General features: G+C 59.3%; 18 protein-coding genes and 1 pseudogene. 13 read left to right on the top strand and 6 right to left on the bottom strand.

All coding sequences use genetic code 11. The features are described 5' to 3' along the window. Window positions 1-2 precede the first annotated feature (2 nt). The 3 genes and pseudogenes from hemE to HMPREF2888_RS06400 all read left to right on the top strand — a co-directional run bounded on the left by hemE (window position 3) and on the right by HMPREF2888_RS06400 (window position 2,975). Complete coding sequence (gene hemE, locus HMPREF2888_RS06410) at window positions 3-1,043, top strand: uroporphyrinogen decarboxylase (protein WP_061920368.1); 1,041 nt, start codon at window positions 3-5, stop codon at window positions 1,041-1,043. After that, entirely contained in the window at window positions 1,043-2,434 is a 1,392-nt protein-coding gene (locus HMPREF2888_RS06405) for a protoporphyrinogen oxidase (RefSeq protein ID WP_061920370.1), read from the top strand. Before hemE ends, HMPREF2888_RS06405 begins: the two co-directional genes overlap by 1 nt. A 48-nt stretch (window positions 2,435-2,482) precedes the next feature. Beyond that, window positions 2,483-2,975: pseudogene (locus HMPREF2888_RS06400) on the top strand (type 1 glutamine amidotransferase domain-containing protein). A 17-nt stretch (window positions 2,976-2,992) separates the two neighbouring features. Here the strand turns inward: HMPREF2888_RS06400 and HMPREF2888_RS06395 are convergent. From HMPREF2888_RS06395 to HMPREF2888_RS06375, 5 genes are all read right to left on the bottom strand, one after another. Further along, window positions 2,993-4,111 (bottom strand): DUF5808 domain-containing protein, encoded by a 1,119-nt coding sequence (locus HMPREF2888_RS06395; RefSeq protein ID WP_061920374.1) that lies wholly within the window; start codon window positions 4,109-4,111, stop codon window positions 2,993-2,995. Then, window positions 4,108-4,476: a GntR family transcriptional regulator gene (locus tag HMPREF2888_RS06390; protein WP_061920376.1), complete on the bottom strand. Its 369-nt coding sequence runs from the start codon at window positions 4,474-4,476 to the stop codon at window positions 4,108-4,110. The genes HMPREF2888_RS06395 and HMPREF2888_RS06390 overlap by 4 nt, the downstream gene beginning before the upstream one ends. A 90-nt stretch (window positions 4,477-4,566) precedes the next feature. After that, window positions 4,567-6,072 (bottom strand): ABC-F family ATP-binding cassette domain-containing protein, encoded by a 1,506-nt coding sequence (locus HMPREF2888_RS06385; protein WP_061920378.1) that lies wholly within the window; start codon window positions 6,070-6,072, stop codon window positions 4,567-4,569. A 120-nt stretch (window positions 6,073-6,192) separates the two neighbouring features. After that, window positions 6,193-7,239, bottom strand: a complete 1,047-nt coding sequence (locus tag HMPREF2888_RS06380) for an ABC transporter permease (protein WP_235590993.1) — start codon at window positions 7,237-7,239, stop codon at window positions 6,193-6,195. After that, on the bottom strand, window positions 7,239-7,814 hold the full coding sequence (locus HMPREF2888_RS06375; RefSeq protein WP_061920381.1) for an ABC transporter ATP-binding protein: 576 nt from the start codon (window positions 7,812-7,814) through the stop codon (window positions 7,239-7,241). Before HMPREF2888_RS06375 ends, HMPREF2888_RS06380 begins: the two co-directional genes overlap by 1 nt. Before the next feature lie 107 nt (window positions 7,815-7,921). Between HMPREF2888_RS06375 and HMPREF2888_RS12980 the strand changes: the two genes are divergently transcribed. Together HMPREF2888_RS12980 and HMPREF2888_RS06365 are read left to right on the top strand one after the other, a co-directional pair. Then, entirely contained in the window at window positions 7,922-8,131 is a 210-nt protein-coding gene (locus HMPREF2888_RS12980; protein ID WP_049063782.1) for a hypothetical protein, read from the top strand. 10 nt (window positions 8,132-8,141) lie between these two features. Continuing rightward, a complete protein-coding gene (locus tag HMPREF2888_RS06365; protein WP_049063784.1) occupies window positions 8,142-8,759 on the top strand; it encodes a Fic/DOC family protein in 618 nt (205 codons plus the stop codon). A 6-nt stretch (window positions 8,760-8,765) separates the two neighbouring features. On the opposite strand, the gene HMPREF2888_RS06360 is transcribed toward HMPREF2888_RS06365, so the two are convergent. Then, complete coding sequence (locus HMPREF2888_RS06360) at window positions 8,766-9,605, bottom strand: NAD(P)-dependent oxidoreductase (protein ID WP_049192228.1); 840 nt, start codon at window positions 9,603-9,605, stop codon at window positions 8,766-8,768. Window positions 9,606-9,853: 248 nt separating this feature from the next. Here HMPREF2888_RS06360 and HMPREF2888_RS13100 point away from each other — a divergent pair, with 248 nt between their 5' ends. The 8 genes from HMPREF2888_RS13100 (at window position 9,854) to HMPREF2888_RS06325 (ending at window position 17,013) form a co-directional block, all read left to right on the top strand. After that, on the top strand, window positions 9,854-9,985 hold the full coding sequence (locus HMPREF2888_RS13100; RefSeq protein WP_268751111.1) for a hypothetical protein: 132 nt from the start codon (window positions 9,854-9,856) through the stop codon (window positions 9,983-9,985). A gap of 577 nt (window positions 9,986-10,562) precedes the next feature. Further along, window positions 10,563-11,885 (top strand): glutamate-1-semialdehyde 2,1-aminomutase, encoded by a 1,323-nt coding sequence (gene hemL / locus HMPREF2888_RS06355; protein ID WP_061920394.1) that lies wholly within the window; start codon window positions 10,563-10,565, stop codon window positions 11,883-11,885. A gap of 32 nt (window positions 11,886-11,917) precedes the next feature. Beyond that, complete coding sequence (locus tag HMPREF2888_RS06350; RefSeq protein WP_061920396.1) at window positions 11,918-12,526, top strand: histidine phosphatase family protein; 609 nt, start codon at window positions 11,918-11,920, stop codon at window positions 12,524-12,526. A 46-nt stretch (window positions 12,527-12,572) separates the two neighbouring features. After that, window positions 12,573-13,139: a TlpA disulfide reductase family protein gene (locus HMPREF2888_RS06345; RefSeq protein ID WP_070518539.1), complete on the top strand. Its 567-nt coding sequence runs from the start codon at window positions 12,573-12,575 to the stop codon at window positions 13,137-13,139. A 42-nt stretch (window positions 13,140-13,181) separates the two neighbouring features. Continuing rightward, on the top strand, window positions 13,182-13,982 hold the full coding sequence (locus tag HMPREF2888_RS06340; protein ID WP_070432525.1) for a cytochrome c biogenesis CcdA family protein: 801 nt from the start codon (window positions 13,182-13,184) through the stop codon (window positions 13,980-13,982). 16 nt (window positions 13,983-13,998) lie between these two features. Continuing rightward, window positions 13,999-15,642 carry a cytochrome c biogenesis protein ResB gene (locus HMPREF2888_RS06335; protein ID WP_070432526.1) on the top strand — a complete coding sequence of 548 codons (1,644 nt, stop codon included), beginning with the start codon at window positions 13,999-14,001 and terminating at the stop codon, window positions 15,640-15,642. An 82-nt stretch (window positions 15,643-15,724) separates the two neighbouring features. Further along, complete coding sequence (gene ccsB, locus HMPREF2888_RS06330) at window positions 15,725-16,756, top strand: c-type cytochrome biogenesis protein CcsB (RefSeq protein ID WP_070432527.1); 1,032 nt, start codon at window positions 15,725-15,727, stop codon at window positions 16,754-16,756. Continuing rightward, entirely contained in the window at window positions 16,756-17,013 is a 258-nt protein-coding gene (locus HMPREF2888_RS06325; RefSeq protein WP_061920405.1) for a helix-turn-helix domain-containing protein, read from the top strand. The genes ccsB and HMPREF2888_RS06325 overlap by 1 nt, the downstream gene beginning before the upstream one ends. The last annotated feature ends 48 nt before the right edge of the window (window positions 17,014-17,061 follow it).

Here is a 17,061-nt window from a genome sequence, read left to right as displayed (position 1 = left end):
CCATGTCACGAACTAGAAACGCCCCTCTCATCGATGCCGCCGCTGGCCGCACGCCGTCCCGTCCGCCCGTGTGGTTCATGCGTCAAGCAGGGCGTTCCCTGCCGGAATACCGCAAGGTTCGGGAGGGCATCGACATGCTCGACTCGTGCTTCATGCCGGAGCTGCTCGCTGAGATCACCCTGCAGCCGGTGCGCCGCCACGACGTTGATGCCGCGATTTTGTTCAGCGATATCGTCGTGCCGCTCAAGGCCGCTGGCGTCGGCGTGGACATCGTGCCTGGCCGCGGGCCAGTGATGGAACAGCCAGTGCGCACCAAAGAGGACGTCGCCAAGCTGCCCATCCTGGACACTGATGTTCCGCAGGTTCGCGATGGCATCGCCATCATCTTGGATGAGCTGACCGAGACCCAGGCGCTTATCGGTTTCGTCGGCGCCCCATTTACCTTGGCCAGCTACCTGGTGGAGGGTGGTCCTTCCAAGAACCACGAGAAGACAAAGGCCCTTATGCATGCGGAGCCGCAGACCTGGCACGCACTGATGGAGCGCCTGACGCCGACCATCATCAACTTCCTGCAACTGCAGATGGAAGCGGGCATCGATGCGATGCAGCTTTTTGATTCCTGGGCGGGCTACCTCAATGAGCGCGACTACCGCGAGTTCGTGCTTCCTTATTCCACGGAGATTTTGAAGGCCGCGGAAGGCCGCATCCCGCGCATCCACTTCGGCGTGGGAACGGGCGAGCTGCTCGGCGCGATGTCGGAGGCTGGCAGTGAGGTCATGGGCGTGGATTACCGCGTGCCCATGGATGCCGCTGCAGGCCGTGTTAACGCCAGCGTGTTGCAGGGCAACCTGGATCCGGCGCTGCTTTTTGCTGGCGACGACGCCATTCGCAGCGCGGTGCGCACCATCAAGGGCGAGGTCGCGGCAGCCCAAGCAGCCGGCGACATCGATACGCATATCTGGAATCTTGGCCACGGAGTTTTGCCAACCACAGGGGCGGAGGCTGTTACCCGCGCCGTCTCTATCATTCACGAGGAGGGCTAATGAAGATCGCGATTATTGGTGCTGGCTTGGCAGGCCTTACAGCAGCGTGGGAGATTGCTTCCCATGACTCTGGGCACAAGGTGGACGTGTATGAGGCTGAGGGCCGCATCGGCGGCAAGCTTTACACGGTTCCGTTTAATGACGGCCCAACAGACATGGGCGCTGAGGCTTTCTTAGCCCGCAACGAAGAGGTAGTGGAATTTTTCACCAAGCTGGGCTTGGCGGATTCCTTTGTTTCTCCTTCGGGTCTATCCCCGCTGGTCTACGTCGATTCCAAGCTGCAGTCCCTGCCTTCCGGCGGCATGATGGGCATCCCGTCCTCGTCTGAGTCCATCGCTCCGCTGGTCTCTGCGGAGACCGCGCGCCGTATCGACAACGAAGAGCCTTTCGAGTGGAAAATCGGTGGCGATGTTTCGGTGGGCAAGCTGGTCCGTCAGCAGTTTGGTGACGACGTGGTGGACCACGTGGTCTCCGCCCTTCTGGGTGGCGTCTATTCCTGCACTGCGGATGACTTGGGCCTGCGCGCCACGATCCCGGCGCTGGCCGCTAGCTTGGATAAGCTCGCAGCTGATGGCCCGGTCAAGCTTTCCGACGCCGTCCGCGCAATGGAGCAGGCACGCCCACGCACCCCGGGCAAGGGGGCGCCTTTCCAGACTTTCCGCGGCGGCTACGCTGAGGTTTACGAGGCGCTCGCGGAAAAGTCCGGCGCCGATATTCACCTCGATTCCTTTATCTCCGGCGTGACCCGTGAGTCCGAGGGCTTCCGCGTCAAGGGCGCACCGAACGAGGCCGGCCTTTATGACCGCGTGCTTTTTGCCACCCCGGCGCCCACTACCGCGCGTCTTCTGCCGGCTCTTTCTCCTGCGGCTTCTGCCGCGCTGAAGAAGGTCAAACTGGCCGGTTCTGTGGTCGTCGGCTTCAAGTTCGATTCCGATACCGATCCGAACGGCAACCGCCTGCCGGATAACACCGGCATTTTGGTGGGCACGGATCAAGAGGACGTACACGCTAAAGCGTTTACGCTGTCTTCGCGCAAGTGGCCGCACCTGGCTGAACGCGGCGGCGCGCTGGTGCGTGCTTCCTTCGGCCGTTTCGGCGACGACGCCCTCGTCCGCGCGGAGGAAGACGATCTGGTTGATTACGCCTTGGACGATCTTCAGCACATCACCGGCTTCGATGGCCGCGCCGCCGGCGTTTCCGAGATCTTCACCCAACGCTGGTTCGGCGGCATCCCGCGCTACGACGAGACCCACCTGGACACAGTCGCTGCAGCGCACGCCGCGCTTGCCGACGTCCCCGGCATCGAGGCCACCGGCGCCTGGTCCGGCGGTGTGGGCGTGCCAGCCGTTGTGGCAGATGCACGCGGTGCCGTTGAGCGGCTGCTCGCGTAGTAGAGCAGCCAAGCTCTCACACGCACACAATCGGTACGATGCGGCGGCATGACTCACGTACTTATGGTTCTAAGTGGTGCCCGTGTCTGGACTCTTAAAGACGGCACGGAGCACCCCCACCGGCTTCTGGGCAGAGGAGTTCATCGCTCCTTATGACATCTTTACTGAGGCCGGATATGACATCACCGTGGCGACCCCGCGCGGGGTCAAGCCAGTAGTTGATGAAATCTCTTTGAGCATCTCCGGCGGAACCGATCCGCTTTCGGCCAAGAAGCTGAAGTCTCGCCTTGCGGAGCTCTCCGATGTCCTGGAGAACCCGGCTGACCTCCATGACCAGAACGAGGAAGATTATGACCTCGTGTTCTATCCCGGCGGCCATGGCCCGATGGAGGATGAGCTGGTGGCGCGAGGCTTGGACTACGACAAGGGCCTGCTGCCATTTCCCTCGCACGTCGTGGTAGATGGCAATCTCTACACCGGTCAGAACCCGCAATCTTCCAAGAAGCTTGCGAAGACCTTGGTCGACGCGCTCGCGGATTAGGCCATCGTTCCCGCGAATTAGGCCAGTGCCGGTAGGGCGCAGAGGACAACTGTCACTAGCAGGATGAAGGCCATGAATGCCTTCGCCTGCCAAGTGGCGAAGTTGAAGGTAACGCCCACGCCGAAGCGCTTGTCCACGAGGACTGCTGGGTCGTCGGGGTTGTAGTAGAACATTCCCCACTTGTAGTGCTCGTCGTTATCTGGCGATTCCTTGCCCTCGTCAGGGAAGCTGACACCACGCAGGGCGTCGTCAAGCTGGCTCGCCCGGAGAGCGATGAGGACCAAGAGCGCGATGACTCCGAGGATGCTGCAGAGGAGCAGGCCGTAGAATCCTACGGGCAGCCAGTCACTGAATTCGGGGAGCGGACCGGCGATTTGGTCAATAGTGAGGGGGACGCACATAGCCAGCAACAGCAGGCCGATGCCTTCGTTAGAAGCTGCCAGGATTGCATCGTTGCGCAGCTGACCTTTGATGGAGCGGTCGTTGCGGGAGTGCGACGGGAAGGCGGCCATTGCCCAGAAAATTACGGCAAAGAGTGCGATTAATCCGAGGGATACAAAAGTTCCTATAAAGACGCTCGGGACGGACTTGTCGCTCCAGGCGTCGGGCTGCAAGCCGGCACCCCAGTGCGTTGGGATGGTTTCTGGGATGTTGTCCCAGCGCATCGCAACAACGATTGCGCCGACAGCGGTGACGAGTAAGGAGCCGAGCACGCTAATCCATGGAAAGCGCACAGTGGTCTTGAGACCTGCGAGTTGCGATTCCGTAAAGCTGGTGCGAGTGATGCGTGCGGAAATCGCTGTTTCTACCTCGTCGTACCACTTGCCAGCGGCCTTTGCATCGATGATGCGGCGACGTGCCGTGACGTAGCTAAACATGGCGCCGACTACCACGATGAGCGAGGAGAAAGCGGCGACGATAGGCCACTTCCATGCGGCAAGGGTGAGCAGAGTAGTGAGGATGCCGCAGATCCAGACCTTGGTGCGGTAGGAACGCAGTGCGGCTTGAACTTGTGGGTCTTGGCGCTTGTCCTGCGGCACGCTCACACCAAGCGGCAGGGAAGCGATGGCGGGGATGGTGGCGATGGTCCAAGTGACGGCGAGGGTCATGGCCGCCATGAGGAGGGCGAAAATCATGGCAAATCCTTCAAAATTGCGTCGAGGTGGGAACGGATTTCGGAATCGTTGAAGCCCTGTGCGCGGGCTAGCAAGGCTGCGCGCTGAAGGCCCTCAACGAGTTGTTGGTTTTGTGCGTCGGTGCGGGCTCCAGGGCGAACCACCGTGCCGGAGCGCCCAGCGGTTTCGGCTAGGCCTTCGGCGACGAGCTTGTCATAAGCCTTCTTGACGGTGGCGGGATTAATGCCGAAGTCTGCGGCGACGCGTCGTACTGGATCGAGCTTGTCGCCGTCTCGTAGTTCGCCATGTGCGATGGCAGAAACGATGGCGTCGTGAAGCTGCGTAAAAAGCGGGACACCTGATTCTGGATTGAGGGTGAGGAACATGCCGACCCCCTTTCTGTGTTGGTTCAACTAATACAACGTTGTATTAGTGACTATAGCACAGATTGTGTTACTTGTAGCGATACAAAGCGATTAGAGTTCTACAGTGCGGTTAATCGAAAGACGCGAACAAAAATCTTCGTCGTGGCTCACTAAGATGAATGCACCTCGATAGGCAGAGAGCACATCTACCAGCCAGTCAACAGTGGGGATGTCGAGGTTATTCGTAGGTTCGTCTAGAAGGAGGAATTTAGGTGCTGGAGAAGAAAGCAAGACTCTCGCACATTCGGCACGAAAGCGCTCGCCTCCTGAAAGCTGCCCGAGCGGGGCATGAACGCTATCGTTTTGGAACAACAACTTAGCTAGCTGATTGCGGAGGAACTGCGGATCTTCGTTTGGATTGGCTGCGGTTACCAATTCCCACATACTCAAGTGTTCTGGAAGCGTGATGCGCTGACGCAAGTAGCCACAGGCTAGTGCGTAGTCGACGTCGCCGTTTGCCACGCGGTTGAGGAACGTTGTCTTTCCGGAACCGTTGGGACCTGCGAGTCGGACGCGCTCTGGGCCTACGATGCTGAGTAGCTCACTGCGGAGAACTTGGGTTGCGTTAGGCAGTTGAGTGTTCGGAAGCTCGATATGGACGGCAGAATCGTCGCGTAGCCGCAGCTGAGCTTTGTTGTACTCCTGCTGTGCGCTTGCCACTGATTGGGCTGCTTCGTGCGAGCGCTTGGCAGCTGTGTTTTGAGAGCGATTCTTGTCCAGGCCCAATGCGATAGGAGGCTTGCGTTTGGAAGCCGCGTACTTCTTTCCGCGACGCTCATCCCGGGCTAGCCGCGTTTGCATTGCTGACCGCTGGCGGACTTCTTTGCGTAAGGCGGCCTTGGCCTGGTGGACGTCGGCAAGCGCGGTGTCCTGTTCGTGGTCAATAGCCTCCTCATAGGAGGCGTAGTTCCCAGTAAACATGCGTAATGAGCCGTGGTAGAGCTCGGCGATGCAATCTGCGTGATTAAGTAGATCGCGGTCGTGTGAAATGACCAAAACCTGGGCCGGCGAGTCAGCGATCAAACTAAGGAGAAGTTCCTTGGACTGCGCATCAAGGTTGTTTGTAGGCTCATCCAAAATGATCACGTCAGGTTCGGAGAAAAAGAGCGCAGTAAGCGCGACAGTAACGGCCTCGCCGCCCGATAGGCTACCGATTGTGCGATCCAAGGAAATGGGCAATTCCGACGCCGCGAGCGCAGCACTGATTTTTTCCTTGAGGTCCCAACGCTCGCCCACGACCTCGACGAGCTCGTCGGTGTAGTGTCCCGCTTCGATTTGCTCGATGGCCTCCAATACTTCACGGGCGTGGAATACGTCGGCAACAGTATCGGAGACTTTCAGGCCTAAGTCTTGGTCGAGGTACCCGACGCTAGGGGCACTGACGGTACCTGAGGTTGGTTCGAGTATCCCGGCCAGCACCTTGGCCAGCGTTGATTTGCCCGAGCCGTTGGTGCCAACGAGTCCGGTGAACTGAGCGCTAAAAGTCCCATTGAGATTCGCGAAACAGGGTTTACCGTCAGGCCACACCATGGTGAGGTCAGCGAAAGAAATAGGCATGGATCGATCCGCCTTCGAGTCAGAGGTGTTGATGTGAGCTTCGAATTAAGAGCGGATCTTCATGGCAAGGAAGGTTAGCAGCGTGCGTGCGTGGTGTCCATAGTTTGTGAGGAAATGGAATTACAAGAAAAGTGCCACTGCCACTACTGCGAGGCCTTTCCAACCGCGGCTTAAGTAGCCCACCACTTCAGGGGAAAAGGAAGCACCGAAACCGCCCGTATCGACCATGCTCATTTGCGTCACGCGGGCAGGGCGGGACCTGGTGTAGCCGGCCCACGCCAGGCCTACCGCGATGACTGCAAGTGCAGCAAGTGAAAGCTGCCACACGATGGCAACAAAGACCGTTCCTATAATCGCTGTGCCTATCGCAGCGCTCATAGGAAGACCCCACTCTGCCCAAGGCCCTTCCACGATTCGCCCAAAGGAACCTGCGCGGCTTACGGCCGCACCCACCATGGACCAAGCGGTGGCAAATGCAAGAATGCCCAGCGAACCCAGGTGCGGTGCGAACCCGAGGCTCAAACCAGCAACTGCCAGTGCGCCGACGCCGATGTACCAACGCCTGCCTAGACGGCGCGCGAAAAGACCAGCTAAAGAAGCGGACGAACCGATCTGCGGTTTCAACCACATGCTTTGGCTGGCTAGGGCGTCGGAGCTGACCTCAGAGTCGAGCAGGTTCACACCTGAACTGCTCACCTGGCGGGAACGGCCAGCAGCGAGCAGTGACGCAACGGTGAAGGAACGCCAGCCCACGGCCATGCGTAATGCTGGCGCTGCCAGTGCGAATAGAGGAGATGCGCCGAGGGACACGCAAAGCAGCAACACGAGTGCAGTGACCCCGAGCAGCTGCAGAACTGAAATTGAATCCATGCCCCGCAGGCGTCCTTGTGGGCGGAGGTGGTAAACCCACCGAGGGCCTGACATCCCACGCAGCGGGAACAGCGCCTCCAGAAGCGCAATCAGCGCCAGCAATCCCAGGATGCCGCCCGTTGTCTGTAGAGGAGCAACGTCGGTGCGAATTACGACGAAAGGCAAATAGTCGGCGGCGTATTGCCATACGCCAAAAAGTACGCCTAGGAGACATCCAAACATGGTGATCGCTCCAACGACGTCACCGAACTTCGACAGGGCCCGTGTCATGCCAGTACGAGAGTTGGTGTCAGGCATCATAGCTCCACCAACTCATCGCACGCATCGGTGACGGTAGGCGAGTGGGACGCCACGATGATGCAGCGACCTTCTTTCGCCAGGTGGCGCAGTTCGCTGCTGAGGAATTGCGTCCACTCGGCGTCGAGGTGGCGCTCGGGTTCGTCGATAAGCAGCACTTGCGCGGGCTGGTAGAGCTGGATGGCCAGGAAAACGCGCTGGCGCTGGCCCGCGGACAAACGCGTGGCGGGGTGAGGTAGGAGCTCCTCAAGCGCCCACAATTCGATGATTTCAGCGAAGTCAACGCCAGTGGTCCGGGCGATGAGATCGATGTGCTCGCCCACGGTGAGGTCCGGTAGGAAGATTGGGTCGGCCACGGTGAGCACCGCGCTTGCCGACGCCCTCGTTCCCACCTCCTTCCCATCAACACGGACGGTGCCCTCGAGAGCCGCGAGCTCGCCACCGAGAGTGGCGAGCAGCGTCGACTTGCCTGAGCCGTTAGCTCCCTTGAGGCCGTACATGCGGCCCGGGGCAAACTCGCGGGCAAGATGGCCGAGGGCTGTGGTATGTCCGTAAGTGGCATCGATGTTCAGCATGCGGCAAGGCTATCAATTCTGCTGCTTGCAGGCTTTCAAGACCTTGGTTTTGGTACCTTGAGCTGCTAAAATTTAGCGTCAAACAGCTATTTTGGGGGAGAAAAAGAATGGTTACTCCACAGCCCGCTAATGAGTTCATAGACACCGAAATTGATAAACCGAGGGATAACAAGTTGGCCTTGGGAGACGCAGCAATGCGTTTGGCCGGCCATGACGTTAGTGACCCGAAAGTTCGTGACTTGGCCCGCCGCGTAGCCGCTGGCACGGTGTCTGCTGAGGACGCAATAGCCCAAGTTCGCCGGACGGCATTTAAGTAAGCAGGGGAAAATGAGCGGGGGTTGGAAAGATTACTTCATTCCAGGAACAACGGTTCTGAAGAATCTATTGGGGGCAACTGATGCTGAGGAGCTCCGATTACTCGAAGAAAAACTGGTATTCCTGCGAATCTCGGAATTACAGCATGAGCCCCTAGAGGGGAATTTTGATTATCAGCATTTCAAAGCCATCCATCGCCACCTTTTCCAGGATGTTTATGAATGGGCGGGGCAGGAGCGTACGGCTCCTACTGACCAGTTCATGGTGAAGGCCGGTCATGCTTATTACCCAGCGGGTCCAGAGCTGACCAAGGCCGCGAACAAGATTTTTGCTGGTCTTGCCCGCGATAACCTGTTGTGCGATATGACTCTTGAGGAGTTCGTCCCGAAGCTGGCGGAAGTGTGGGGTGAACTCAACGTTGTGCACAGCTTCCGCGAGGGAAACACCCGCACGCAGACCGTCTTTTTCGCGTTCCTTGTGGATAATGCTGGGTTTGCCTTGGACGTGGAGCGCCTAGCCGTTGATAGTGAACTGCGTGAGCGGTTCATCGCTGCACGTTTTCATAGCCAGGACACAGGCGATAACGCGCAGCTGGCGCGGGTGCTGCGCGAAATCGTCGGCAACCGCTAGCTCGTGCTAGCCCTTGTTGCGGAATACAAAGATAGAAGAGAAGTCCTGGTCGCCGTGGCCCATGGACTGCTGTTCCTCAAAGCGTTCGATGGCGGCGTGCACTGCTGGCAGCGGCTTAGAAGAAGTAGCCTCTATGAGCTTGGCGTCCTTGCACAGGGCGTCGACAGTGAAGTCGCCCGGAGTGGTGTTGCGCTCACCCGTGATGAACGGGCCCTTCATGTTCTTCATGAACGCGAGGCCGGTGATATCGAGCATTTCGAGGATGACCTCGGAATCAAGGCCCTCGGATTCGCCAAGCTGCAGTGCCTCTAGCAGTCCCTCGGCCGTTACGGCCAGGGCGAGGTTGGCCAGCAGCTTGCCTAGGGCGGCGGTAGCTGCGGACTCGACGCCGATCAGCTTGTTCTCACCGGCCCATGGCTCGACGATATCCATGGCGAGCTCGCGACGGTCGTCGTCAGGCGTGCCCACATAGACGCCCAACTCGCCGTTTCGGGCTGGGCCCAGGGAACCCACGACCGGTGCGTGAACGTAGGAATCCACGGCAGCGGCAAACTCGCGGGCGGCCTCCGGGGAAACGGTGGTGGTGTCAATCCAGGTAACGTCGGCGGGGATCAGCGCGGGCTCGATGATGCGCTCGCGAATATCATCAGGACCAAACAAGGAAGTGATGATGACCTCAGCGTTTGTCACCGCCTCTTCAGGGGTATCTGCCAAGCTGGCGCCTTCTTCGACGAGAGGCTGCGCGCGCTCAGCGGTGCGGTTCCACACCGTAACCTCGTGAGATTTAAGCAGGTGGCGGGCAAGCTCGCTGCCCATTCGGCCGGTTCCAAGGAATGCGATTTTCATGGAAACCAGTGTGCCATTTTTGTTTGCGGGCGCGCAGTCAACTTCGGTGTGCCACCGGAAGAGCGCCGTGGTTCGTATCCCGTCGGTACCGCCCACACCGTGTGGGCTGGCGATAATCATCGGCGGCATCGTAGGCCTGAAAACGGTGGCCTAGGGCAGCGGGATGTAGATTTCCTCCGGGCGTGGAAGTGGTGGCGGCTTCGGGATTTGATCGATTCCCTGTTGTACCTCCGGCGGAATCGGAACCTTTGTGGGAATCCGCGGCGGCGCTGGTGGCGGCGGTGGCGGTGGCATATGAAATTCCGGCAGCTTTGGCAGGCCTGGAACTGGTGCGGGTGCTGGACGCCGTGGTGGCGGAGCCGGCGCAGGTGCGTGGATAGTTACCGTATCGGGTGAATGCGGCGGTGCTTCTGGTGGCGGGGCCAGTTGGCTTTCTTGCGGAGCTTGCTCAGGTGCGGGCGCCTTCGGTGTTTCTTTCGGCTTTGGTTCGTGTTTGCTGGATGACTCTTGCGCGGAATCTAGCGCTAAGCGTGTGGCCGGTTGTGGCGCGGAGCCCTGGGCCCAAGGCGTGGTGCTTTCTGAGGTTTGCGTTTCCAGCGGTTTCATATCTTGAGCTGGAACCATGGTGACTTCTTTGCTTGCACAGGATGCACAAAATACAGCGCTAAGGCCGATAGCGCAGAAGAAAATGCGTGAGCGCATGATGAAAATTTCCCCCTTTTAAAATCACCGCCATGAGTGTTGGTTGCAAGCTGCATGAGCAGCCGGTGTGCAGCGCGCTTTGTTGTTCCCCCGGCGCTGCGATCGTGGCGATGGCAGTAGCTTAACGGCAATTAGAAACCGGTGCAGGGTAAGTAGCGCGTGGAGTAGATGGAGTGGATACAATTCGGCGAAGTGCTCTGGGCGCGGTGGCGCGTTTGGCCACTCCAACTTTTGTATAGGGACAAAGCAGTTACAATGTTGGCTATGCCTAATACGAGTCAGCAGCCAGTTTCCCAGTCCACCCAGTGGTTCGAGCGCGCATCCAAGGTCACCCCAGGTGGCGTGAACTCCCCGGTCCGTGCCTTCGGTTCGGTCGGCGGCCAAGCCCGCGTTATCGCGCGCGGCGAAGCTTCCCGCCTGTGGGACGTCGACGGCAACGAGTACGTTGACCTTGTTAGCTCCTATGGTCCGATGATCCACGGCAACGCCCACCCGGCAATCGTGGAGGCTGTGCAGAAGGCAGCGGTCGATGGCCTTTCCTTTGGCGCGCCGACCGAGGCGGAAACCCTGCTGGCAGAGCGAATTGTGGAGCGCACCGCAGTAGAGCAGGTGCGTCTGGTCAACTCCGGCACTGAGGCAACCATGTCCGCCGTGCGCTTGGCCCGTGGCTTCACCGGTCGCGCAAAGGTGTTGAAGTTTGATGGCTGCTACCACGGCCACGTCGACGCGCTGTTGGCGTCGGCAGGCTCCGGCGTTGCTACCTTCGCCCTTCCGGATTCCCCGGGCGTTACCGGCGCAACCGCTGCCGATACCATCGTTGTGCCTTATAACGATCTGGATGCTGTCCGTGAGGCTTTTGCCGCACACCCAGGTGAGATCGCCTGCATCATTGCTGAGGCAGCCGCGGGCAACATGGGCACCGTGGCTCCCGATGAGGGCTTCAATGCGGCGTTGAAGGAAATCGCGCATGCCGACGGCGCGCTGCTCATCTTGGATGAGGTCATGACTGGTTTTCGTACCTCCCACAAGGGCTGGTTCGGCGTCGACGGCGTCGCTGGTGACTTGGTCACCTTCGGCAAGGTTGTCTCCGGTGGTCTGCCAGCTGCTGCTTTCGGTGGCCGCGCGGATGTTATGGCTTACCTGGCACCGGCTGGTCCGGTCTACCAGGCAGGTACTTTGTCCGGTAACCCAGTTGCGATGGCTTCTGGTCTGAAGTCCCTGGAGCTTGCCGACGAAGAGCTGTACCCGCGCCTTGGCGCAAACGCTGACCGCCTAACCGGTCTTATCTCTGCAGCATTGGATAAGGAAGGCGTGGCGCACAACATTCAGCGCGCTTCCTCGATGTTCTCCATCCGCTTCGCTGAGGGACGCGGCCGCAACTTCGACGACATGAAGGCTGCTGATACCTGGCGCTTTGCTCCGTTCTTCCACGCTCTTCTGGAAGGCGGCGTCTACGTTCCGCCATCAGCTTTTGAGACCTGGTTTGTCTCCGATGCGCTGACCGACAATGATTTTGAGGTAATCGAAAAGGCGCTCGCGCCCGCAGCAAAGGCTGCCGCAGCAACCCAGCGCGCTTAAAGCTCATTTAAAGAAGAGCGAAAGGAACTTCTATGTCGACGACTATCGTCCACCTGGTCCGCCACGGTGAGGTGTACAACCCGGAAAAGATCCTCTACGGACGCATCCCGGGCTACCACCTTTCCTCCCGCGGCCACTCCATGGCGGCGCGCACTGCGGAGTCCTTCCGCGGCCACGACGTGACCTACCTGGTGGCTTCGCCGCTGCAGCGCACACAGGAAACTGCGCAGCCTATCTCCAAGGTCACCGGCCTTGACGTTGAGATCGACAAGTCCGTCATCGAATCCGGTAACCGTTTTGAGGGCCTGCGCACCAAGGGCTGGAATTCCCAGCTATGGAACCCACAGCGTTGGCCGCTGCTGCGCAACCCGATGCAGCCTTCCTGGGGCGAACCTTTTGAGGAGATCGCTGCCCGCATGGTCAATGCAGTCGAGCGCGCACGCGATAAGGCAGAAGGCCACGAGGCCATCATCGTCTCCCACCAGCTGCCCATCGTCATGGTCCAGCGCACCGCACTGGGCAAGCGCCTTGCCCACGCACCATGGGACCGCGAGTGCGACCTTGCCTCGGTGACCTCGCTCGTCTTCCAAGACGACCAACTCATCGACATCTTCTACTCCTCCCCGGCGCAGGATATTTAAGGCAGAGCCCGTGAAACACAAACTTTTGCCTGTAGTCGCCTCGTTGATGGTTGTCGCTTCGGCTATCACTGCGTGCGGTCAAGACGCAGATAAAGCACAAAATGCAGTGGCGAGTGGCGGCACCTTTGAATTCTTTGCTCCAGGCGGAGAAAAAGTAATCAAATATGCGCCCGAAGAGCGCAAACCGTTGAAGTCCTTCACAGGAGAGAATTTGCGCCACGATGGCCAGACCATTTCTCTGGATGATTTCTCTGACCAGATCGTCGTACTGAACTCTTGGGGACAATGGTGTGCTCCTTGTCGCTCCGAATCGGATGACTTACAAAACATCCATGCCGAGCTGACCAAACGCGGTACGGGTACAGTTCTGGGAATTAATGTCCGCGACTTCAACCCGGAAATTTCCCGTGATTTTTTGGGAGATAACGGGCTGGAGTATCCGTCCATCTACGATCCGCCTTTCAAGACGGCTGCGGCTCTTGGCGGCGTACCGACCTCTGTCGTGCCAACCACCATCGTGCTCGATAAGCAGCATCGACCAGCCGCCGTATTTCTGCGCGAGATCACCGACAAGGATGTTCTCGAAGTCGTAGATTCGCTGGAAAAAGAGTAGTTTCCACTGCTAGACAACTTATTTAGAATTGCGCGAGGTTTCATGGACTTTACGGATGCGGCGCTCAACGTCGAATCGGTCATCACTAGTGGTCCTTTCGCCCTAGGTTTTCTCCTCGCCATGGCCGCTGGTTTGGTCAGCTTTGCCAGTCCGTGCGTGGTCCCGCTCGTTCCCGGCTATATCTCCTACCTGGCCAGTGTGGTTGGCGGTGAGGTTAGTTATGACGCGGAGTATGGCATCGGCGTCGGCAAGCGCAAGCAATGGGCCGTAGTACTTGCCGCGGCGCTGTTTGTGCTGGGCTTTACCGTGGTATTCGTACTGGCGACGGTCTCTGTTTTCGGTGCGATTTCCGCGCTGACGCTCAACGCTGATGTGCTCATGCGGATAGGCGGCATCATCACCATCCTCATGGGCGTTGTGTTCATGGGCGTGGTGCCGGTGCTGCAAAAGGACACCCGCATGGCGCCGCGGCGCTGGACCACGTGGTTGGGTGCGCCGCTGCTTGGTGGCGTCTTTGCTCTTGGTTGGACGCCGTGTCTGGGGCCTACGCTCGGGGCGATTATCTCTGTCTCCGTTGGCACTGAAGGCATGACCGCAGTGCGCGGAACCTTCCTTATCATCGGCTATTGCTTGGGTCTGGGGCTGCCTTTCCTGCTCGTTGCGCTGGGCTCAGCCCGTGCCATGCGCACTATCTCTTGGATGCGGCAACACTCTCGCACCATCCAGATCATCGGTGGTATCGCCATGATTCTGGTGGGCCTCGCACTGGCTACCGGCTTGTGGGGCAACTTCATCAGCTTCATCCGCCAGTGGACGTTTGAATACGGCGCGACCCTAATTTAAGAGGATAAGAAGGCATATGAAACTTATCGTTCGCTATCTGCGCAAGGCATGGCATTGGCTGACCAGCATGCGCACCGCACTGGCGTTGCTGTTCTTGCTCGCCCTGGCGGCCATCCCGGGCTCGCTGCTGCCGCAGCGCGATCTCAACGAGGCTAACGTCAAGGACTTCATCAGCTCGCACGGCAAGGTCGCAGAAATCTACGACAAACTGCAGCTTTTCGACGTCTTTTCTTCCATCTGGTTCCAGGCCATCTTCATGCTGCTGATGGTCTCCCTCGTGGGCTGCATCATCCCGCGTTCTTGGGAGCACTACAAAGCCTGGAAGACCCCGCCTACCCGTGCTCCGAAGTACCTGGAAAAGATGCCGCTTCACGCCGAAGGTCATTCGGAGCATTCGCCGGAGGAAATCAAAGCTCGAGTAACCAAGCTGCTGAAGAAGTGGCGCGTTGCTGAATCAGGCCCGGAAGAAGACCGCCAGGGGCAGCAGTCTTTCTCCGCTGAGCGCGGCTATGCCCGCGAGCTGTGCAACCTGATTTTCCATATTGCCTTGGTGGCCATCTTGGTCACCGTTGCCGCCGGCCGCCTGTCTAACTACGAGGGCCAAGTCATCGTGGTCACCGAGTCCGGTTCCCAGGACGGGGAGACCAAACTGGATCAGTCCACCGAGTTCTGCAATACCTCGACCTCGAACTATGACTCCTTCCGCGCTGGCTCGCTTTTCGACGGCACGGGCCTGCACCCGTTCTGCTTCGTAGCCCACGACTTCACCGCGGATTACCTGGATAACGGCCAGGCGGAGATGTTTAGATCGAACGTTTCTTATGCGGAAGGCGATGACATTTACTCCGACCCTTCCACCTGGCAGGATTACGCGCTCAGCGTCAACCACCCGCTGCGCCTTTCCCATAACCGCGTCTACTTGCAGGGCCACGGCTACGCGCCGACCGTGACGGTGGAGTGGCCAAACGGCGAGAAGCGTACCCAGACCATCCAGTTCCGCCCCGATGACATGGTTCGCTTCCTTTCCTCTGGCGTCATGCGCTTCGACCCGCCGGCTGGCATGTACCCGGATCTCTTTGAGCGTCGCCAGAATCAGCTCGCCATCCAGGGCCTTTTCGCGCCGACCGCACAGTGGTCCGGGGAGAACGGTCAGCTGCTGACCTCCGCGTACCCAGGGCTTACGGATCCTGCCTTGGCAATCGATATCTACCGCGGCGATGCCGGCCTCGATACCGGCACTGCGCAGTCCATCTTCGATCTGGATTCCTCCCTGGTGCACTCGGGTCAGCTGCAGAAGATTGACCGCGTGAATCTCTCGCAGAACGAATCCGTGACGCTGGACGATGGCACGAAGGTCACCTTCAACGGTGCCTCCCAGTATGCGAATTACCAGATTTCTTATGACCCGTTCCAGAAGTGGGTCTTGGTCTCGGCCCTTTTGATGCTCGTCTCCTTGGTCGGTTCGCTAGTTATCAAGCGCCGCCGCGTGTGGGTGCGCATTAGCCCGGCCGCGGATGGAGGAACCGACATCCAGATGGCGGGTCTTGCCCGCACCGACCGCGCCGGTTGGTCCGAGGAGTTCTACGCGCTCTATCGCGAGCTTTTGGAACTGCCTGACCCGGACGAAGTAGAAGAGGATGAGATCTGGGTGGATGATTAATCCATCCGACTAAAGTTTGATGTCGCCTGCATGCGGGAGTATCGTATGCAGGTACTATTTGGAGCAAAGCGCAAGGTTTTCAATGCTTATCGATCAGAATCTGTCGAATTTTTCCGACATCGCCGTCCAAACGGCCTTCGTTATCTACGCCATCGCGCTGTTTCTCTCGCTCGCGTACTACGGCCGCATGCAGTCGGTCATCGATGCCCGCCGCGCAGCTGCAGCAGATCGCGCGCAGTCCAAGCAGAAGGTAGTGGCAGGCGGCAGCCCCTACGCACCAGGCGAGGATGACGCTGCGCTTGCCGACGCCGCCGTCGCCGACACCACTCCAGTCAAAGACCCCAGCGTCCTCGAGGAAAAGGCTGACAAGCTCGGCGGCATGACGCAGATGCTGCTGTGGCTGGGCATTGTGCTCCACGTCGTGGCAATCGTGCTGCGTGGCCTAGCCACACACCGCTTCCCGTTTGGCAACCTGTATGAGTACGTGCTGATGGTGACCGCTGGCGTGCTCATCGTGTCCAACATCGCGATGCAGCGCAAGGAATGGCGCACGATGTGGCCGTGGATCCTCACTCCGATTCTGGCGCTGATGTTCTACGGTTCCACCAAGCTGTATGCGGAATCCGCTCCGGTTGTCCCGGCGCTGCAGTCGCACTGGCTGCCAATCCACGTCACTGTGGTTTCCCTCGGTGCTTCCATCAGCGTGGTTTCCGGTATCGCGTCTTTGCTGACTATGTTGCGTGTCTGGCAGCCGAAGGGCGCTGAGCGTAGTTTCGCTGGAGTTGTGGCAAAACCGCTGCCTTCGGCGAAGAAGCTGGATCAGCTTGCTTACCGCCTCGGCATCATCGCACTGCCGACCTTGGGCCTGGGTATCGTCCTCGGCGCCATCTGGGCGGAATCCGCATGGGGCCGCTTCTGGGGCTGGGACCCGAAGGAAACCGTCTCCTTCGCTACCTGGATTCTTTATGCGGCTTACCTCCACGCGCGTGCGACGCCGTCCTGGCGTAAGTTCTCGCCGTGGATCAACATTGCCGCGACCTCCTTGATGGTCTTCAACCTGTTCTTCATCAACATGGTTGTTTCCGGTCTGCACTCTTACGCGGGGTTGAACTAGTGCCTGATACGCATAAGCCAAGAAATAAGCAAGGAAAGCCAGCAGGCGATAACCCGCAGCTGCTCGCCATCGGCGCGGAGTTCGCTGCTCGCCGTCGCGAGCTCGGTATCCTGCAGCAGCAACTGGCCGATGCCGCAGGCGTATCTCGCTCCACTTTGCACACCATCGAGCACGGCGGCAGCGGTGTGCGCTGGGAGAAGGTCACCGCGGTCGCGGAGGCCCTCGGCCTTGAGATGAGCTTCCAGCCGCGCGCTTAGCGGCGTAGCTTTCCATCACTTTCTTCATGGTCCCATTGCTTGGGTCCC

Origin of the sequence: Corynebacterium sp. HMSC077D03 (assembly GCF_001808545.1) — a bacterium.
GTDB lineage: Bacteria > Actinomycetota > Actinomycetes > Mycobacteriales > Mycobacteriaceae > Corynebacterium > Corynebacterium simulans.
The sequence above is the reverse complement of the archived record's forward strand: the minus strand, read 5'-3'. Positions and strand labels throughout refer to the sequence as shown.

Coding starts and splice junctions, on each gene's coding strand:
- HMPREF2888_RS06390 (WP_061920376.1), bottom strand. CDS start 4,476: ATGTTCCTCACCCTCAATCCAGAATCAGGTGTCCCGCTTTTTACGCAG.
- HMPREF2888_RS06365 (WP_049063784.1), top strand. CDS start 8,142: ATGAGCGGGGGTTGGAAAGATTACTTCATTCCAGGAACAACGGTTCTG.
- hemL (WP_061920394.1), top strand. CDS start 10,563: ATGTTGGCTATGCCTAATACGAGTCAGCAGCCAGTTTCCCAGTCCACC.
- HMPREF2888_RS06340 (WP_070432525.1), top strand. CDS start 13,182: ATGGACTTTACGGATGCGGCGCTCAACGTCGAATCGGTCATCACTAGT.
- HMPREF2888_RS06345 (WP_070518539.1), top strand. CDS start 12,573: ATGGTTGTCGCTTCGGCTATCACTGCGTGCGGTCAAGACGCAGATAAA.
- HMPREF2888_RS06385 (WP_061920378.1), bottom strand. CDS start 6,072: ATGCCTATTTCTTTCGCTGACCTCACCATGGTGTGGCCTGACGGTAAA.
- HMPREF2888_RS06395 (WP_061920374.1), bottom strand. CDS start 4,111: ATGATTTTCGCCCTCCTCATGGCGGCCATGACCCTCGCCGTCACTTGG.
- hemE (WP_061920368.1), top strand. CDS start 3: ATGTCACGAACTAGAAACGCCCCTCTCATCGATGCCGCCGCTGGCCGC.
- HMPREF2888_RS06350 (WP_061920396.1), top strand. CDS start 11,918: ATGTCGACGACTATCGTCCACCTGGTCCGCCACGGTGAGGTGTACAAC.
- HMPREF2888_RS06380 (WP_235590993.1), bottom strand. CDS start 7,239: ATGCCTGACACCAACTCTCGTACTGGCATGACACGGGCCCTGTCGAAG.
- HMPREF2888_RS12980 (WP_049063782.1), top strand. CDS start 7,922: ATGGTTACTCCACAGCCCGCTAATGAGTTCATAGACACCGAAATTGAT.
- HMPREF2888_RS06405 (WP_061920370.1), top strand. CDS start 1,043: ATGAAGATCGCGATTATTGGTGCTGGCTTGGCAGGCCTTACAGCAGCG.
- HMPREF2888_RS06335 (WP_070432526.1), top strand. CDS start 13,999: ATGAAACTTATCGTTCGCTATCTGCGCAAGGCATGGCATTGGCTGACC.
- HMPREF2888_RS06360 (WP_049192228.1), bottom strand. CDS start 9,605: ATGAAAATCGCATTCCTTGGAACCGGCCGAATGGGCAGCGAGCTTGCC.
- HMPREF2888_RS06375 (WP_061920381.1), bottom strand. CDS start 7,814: ATGCTGAACATCGATGCCACTTACGGACATACCACAGCCCTCGGCCAT.
- ccsB (WP_070432527.1), top strand. CDS start 15,725: ATGCTTATCGATCAGAATCTGTCGAATTTTTCCGACATCGCCGTCCAA.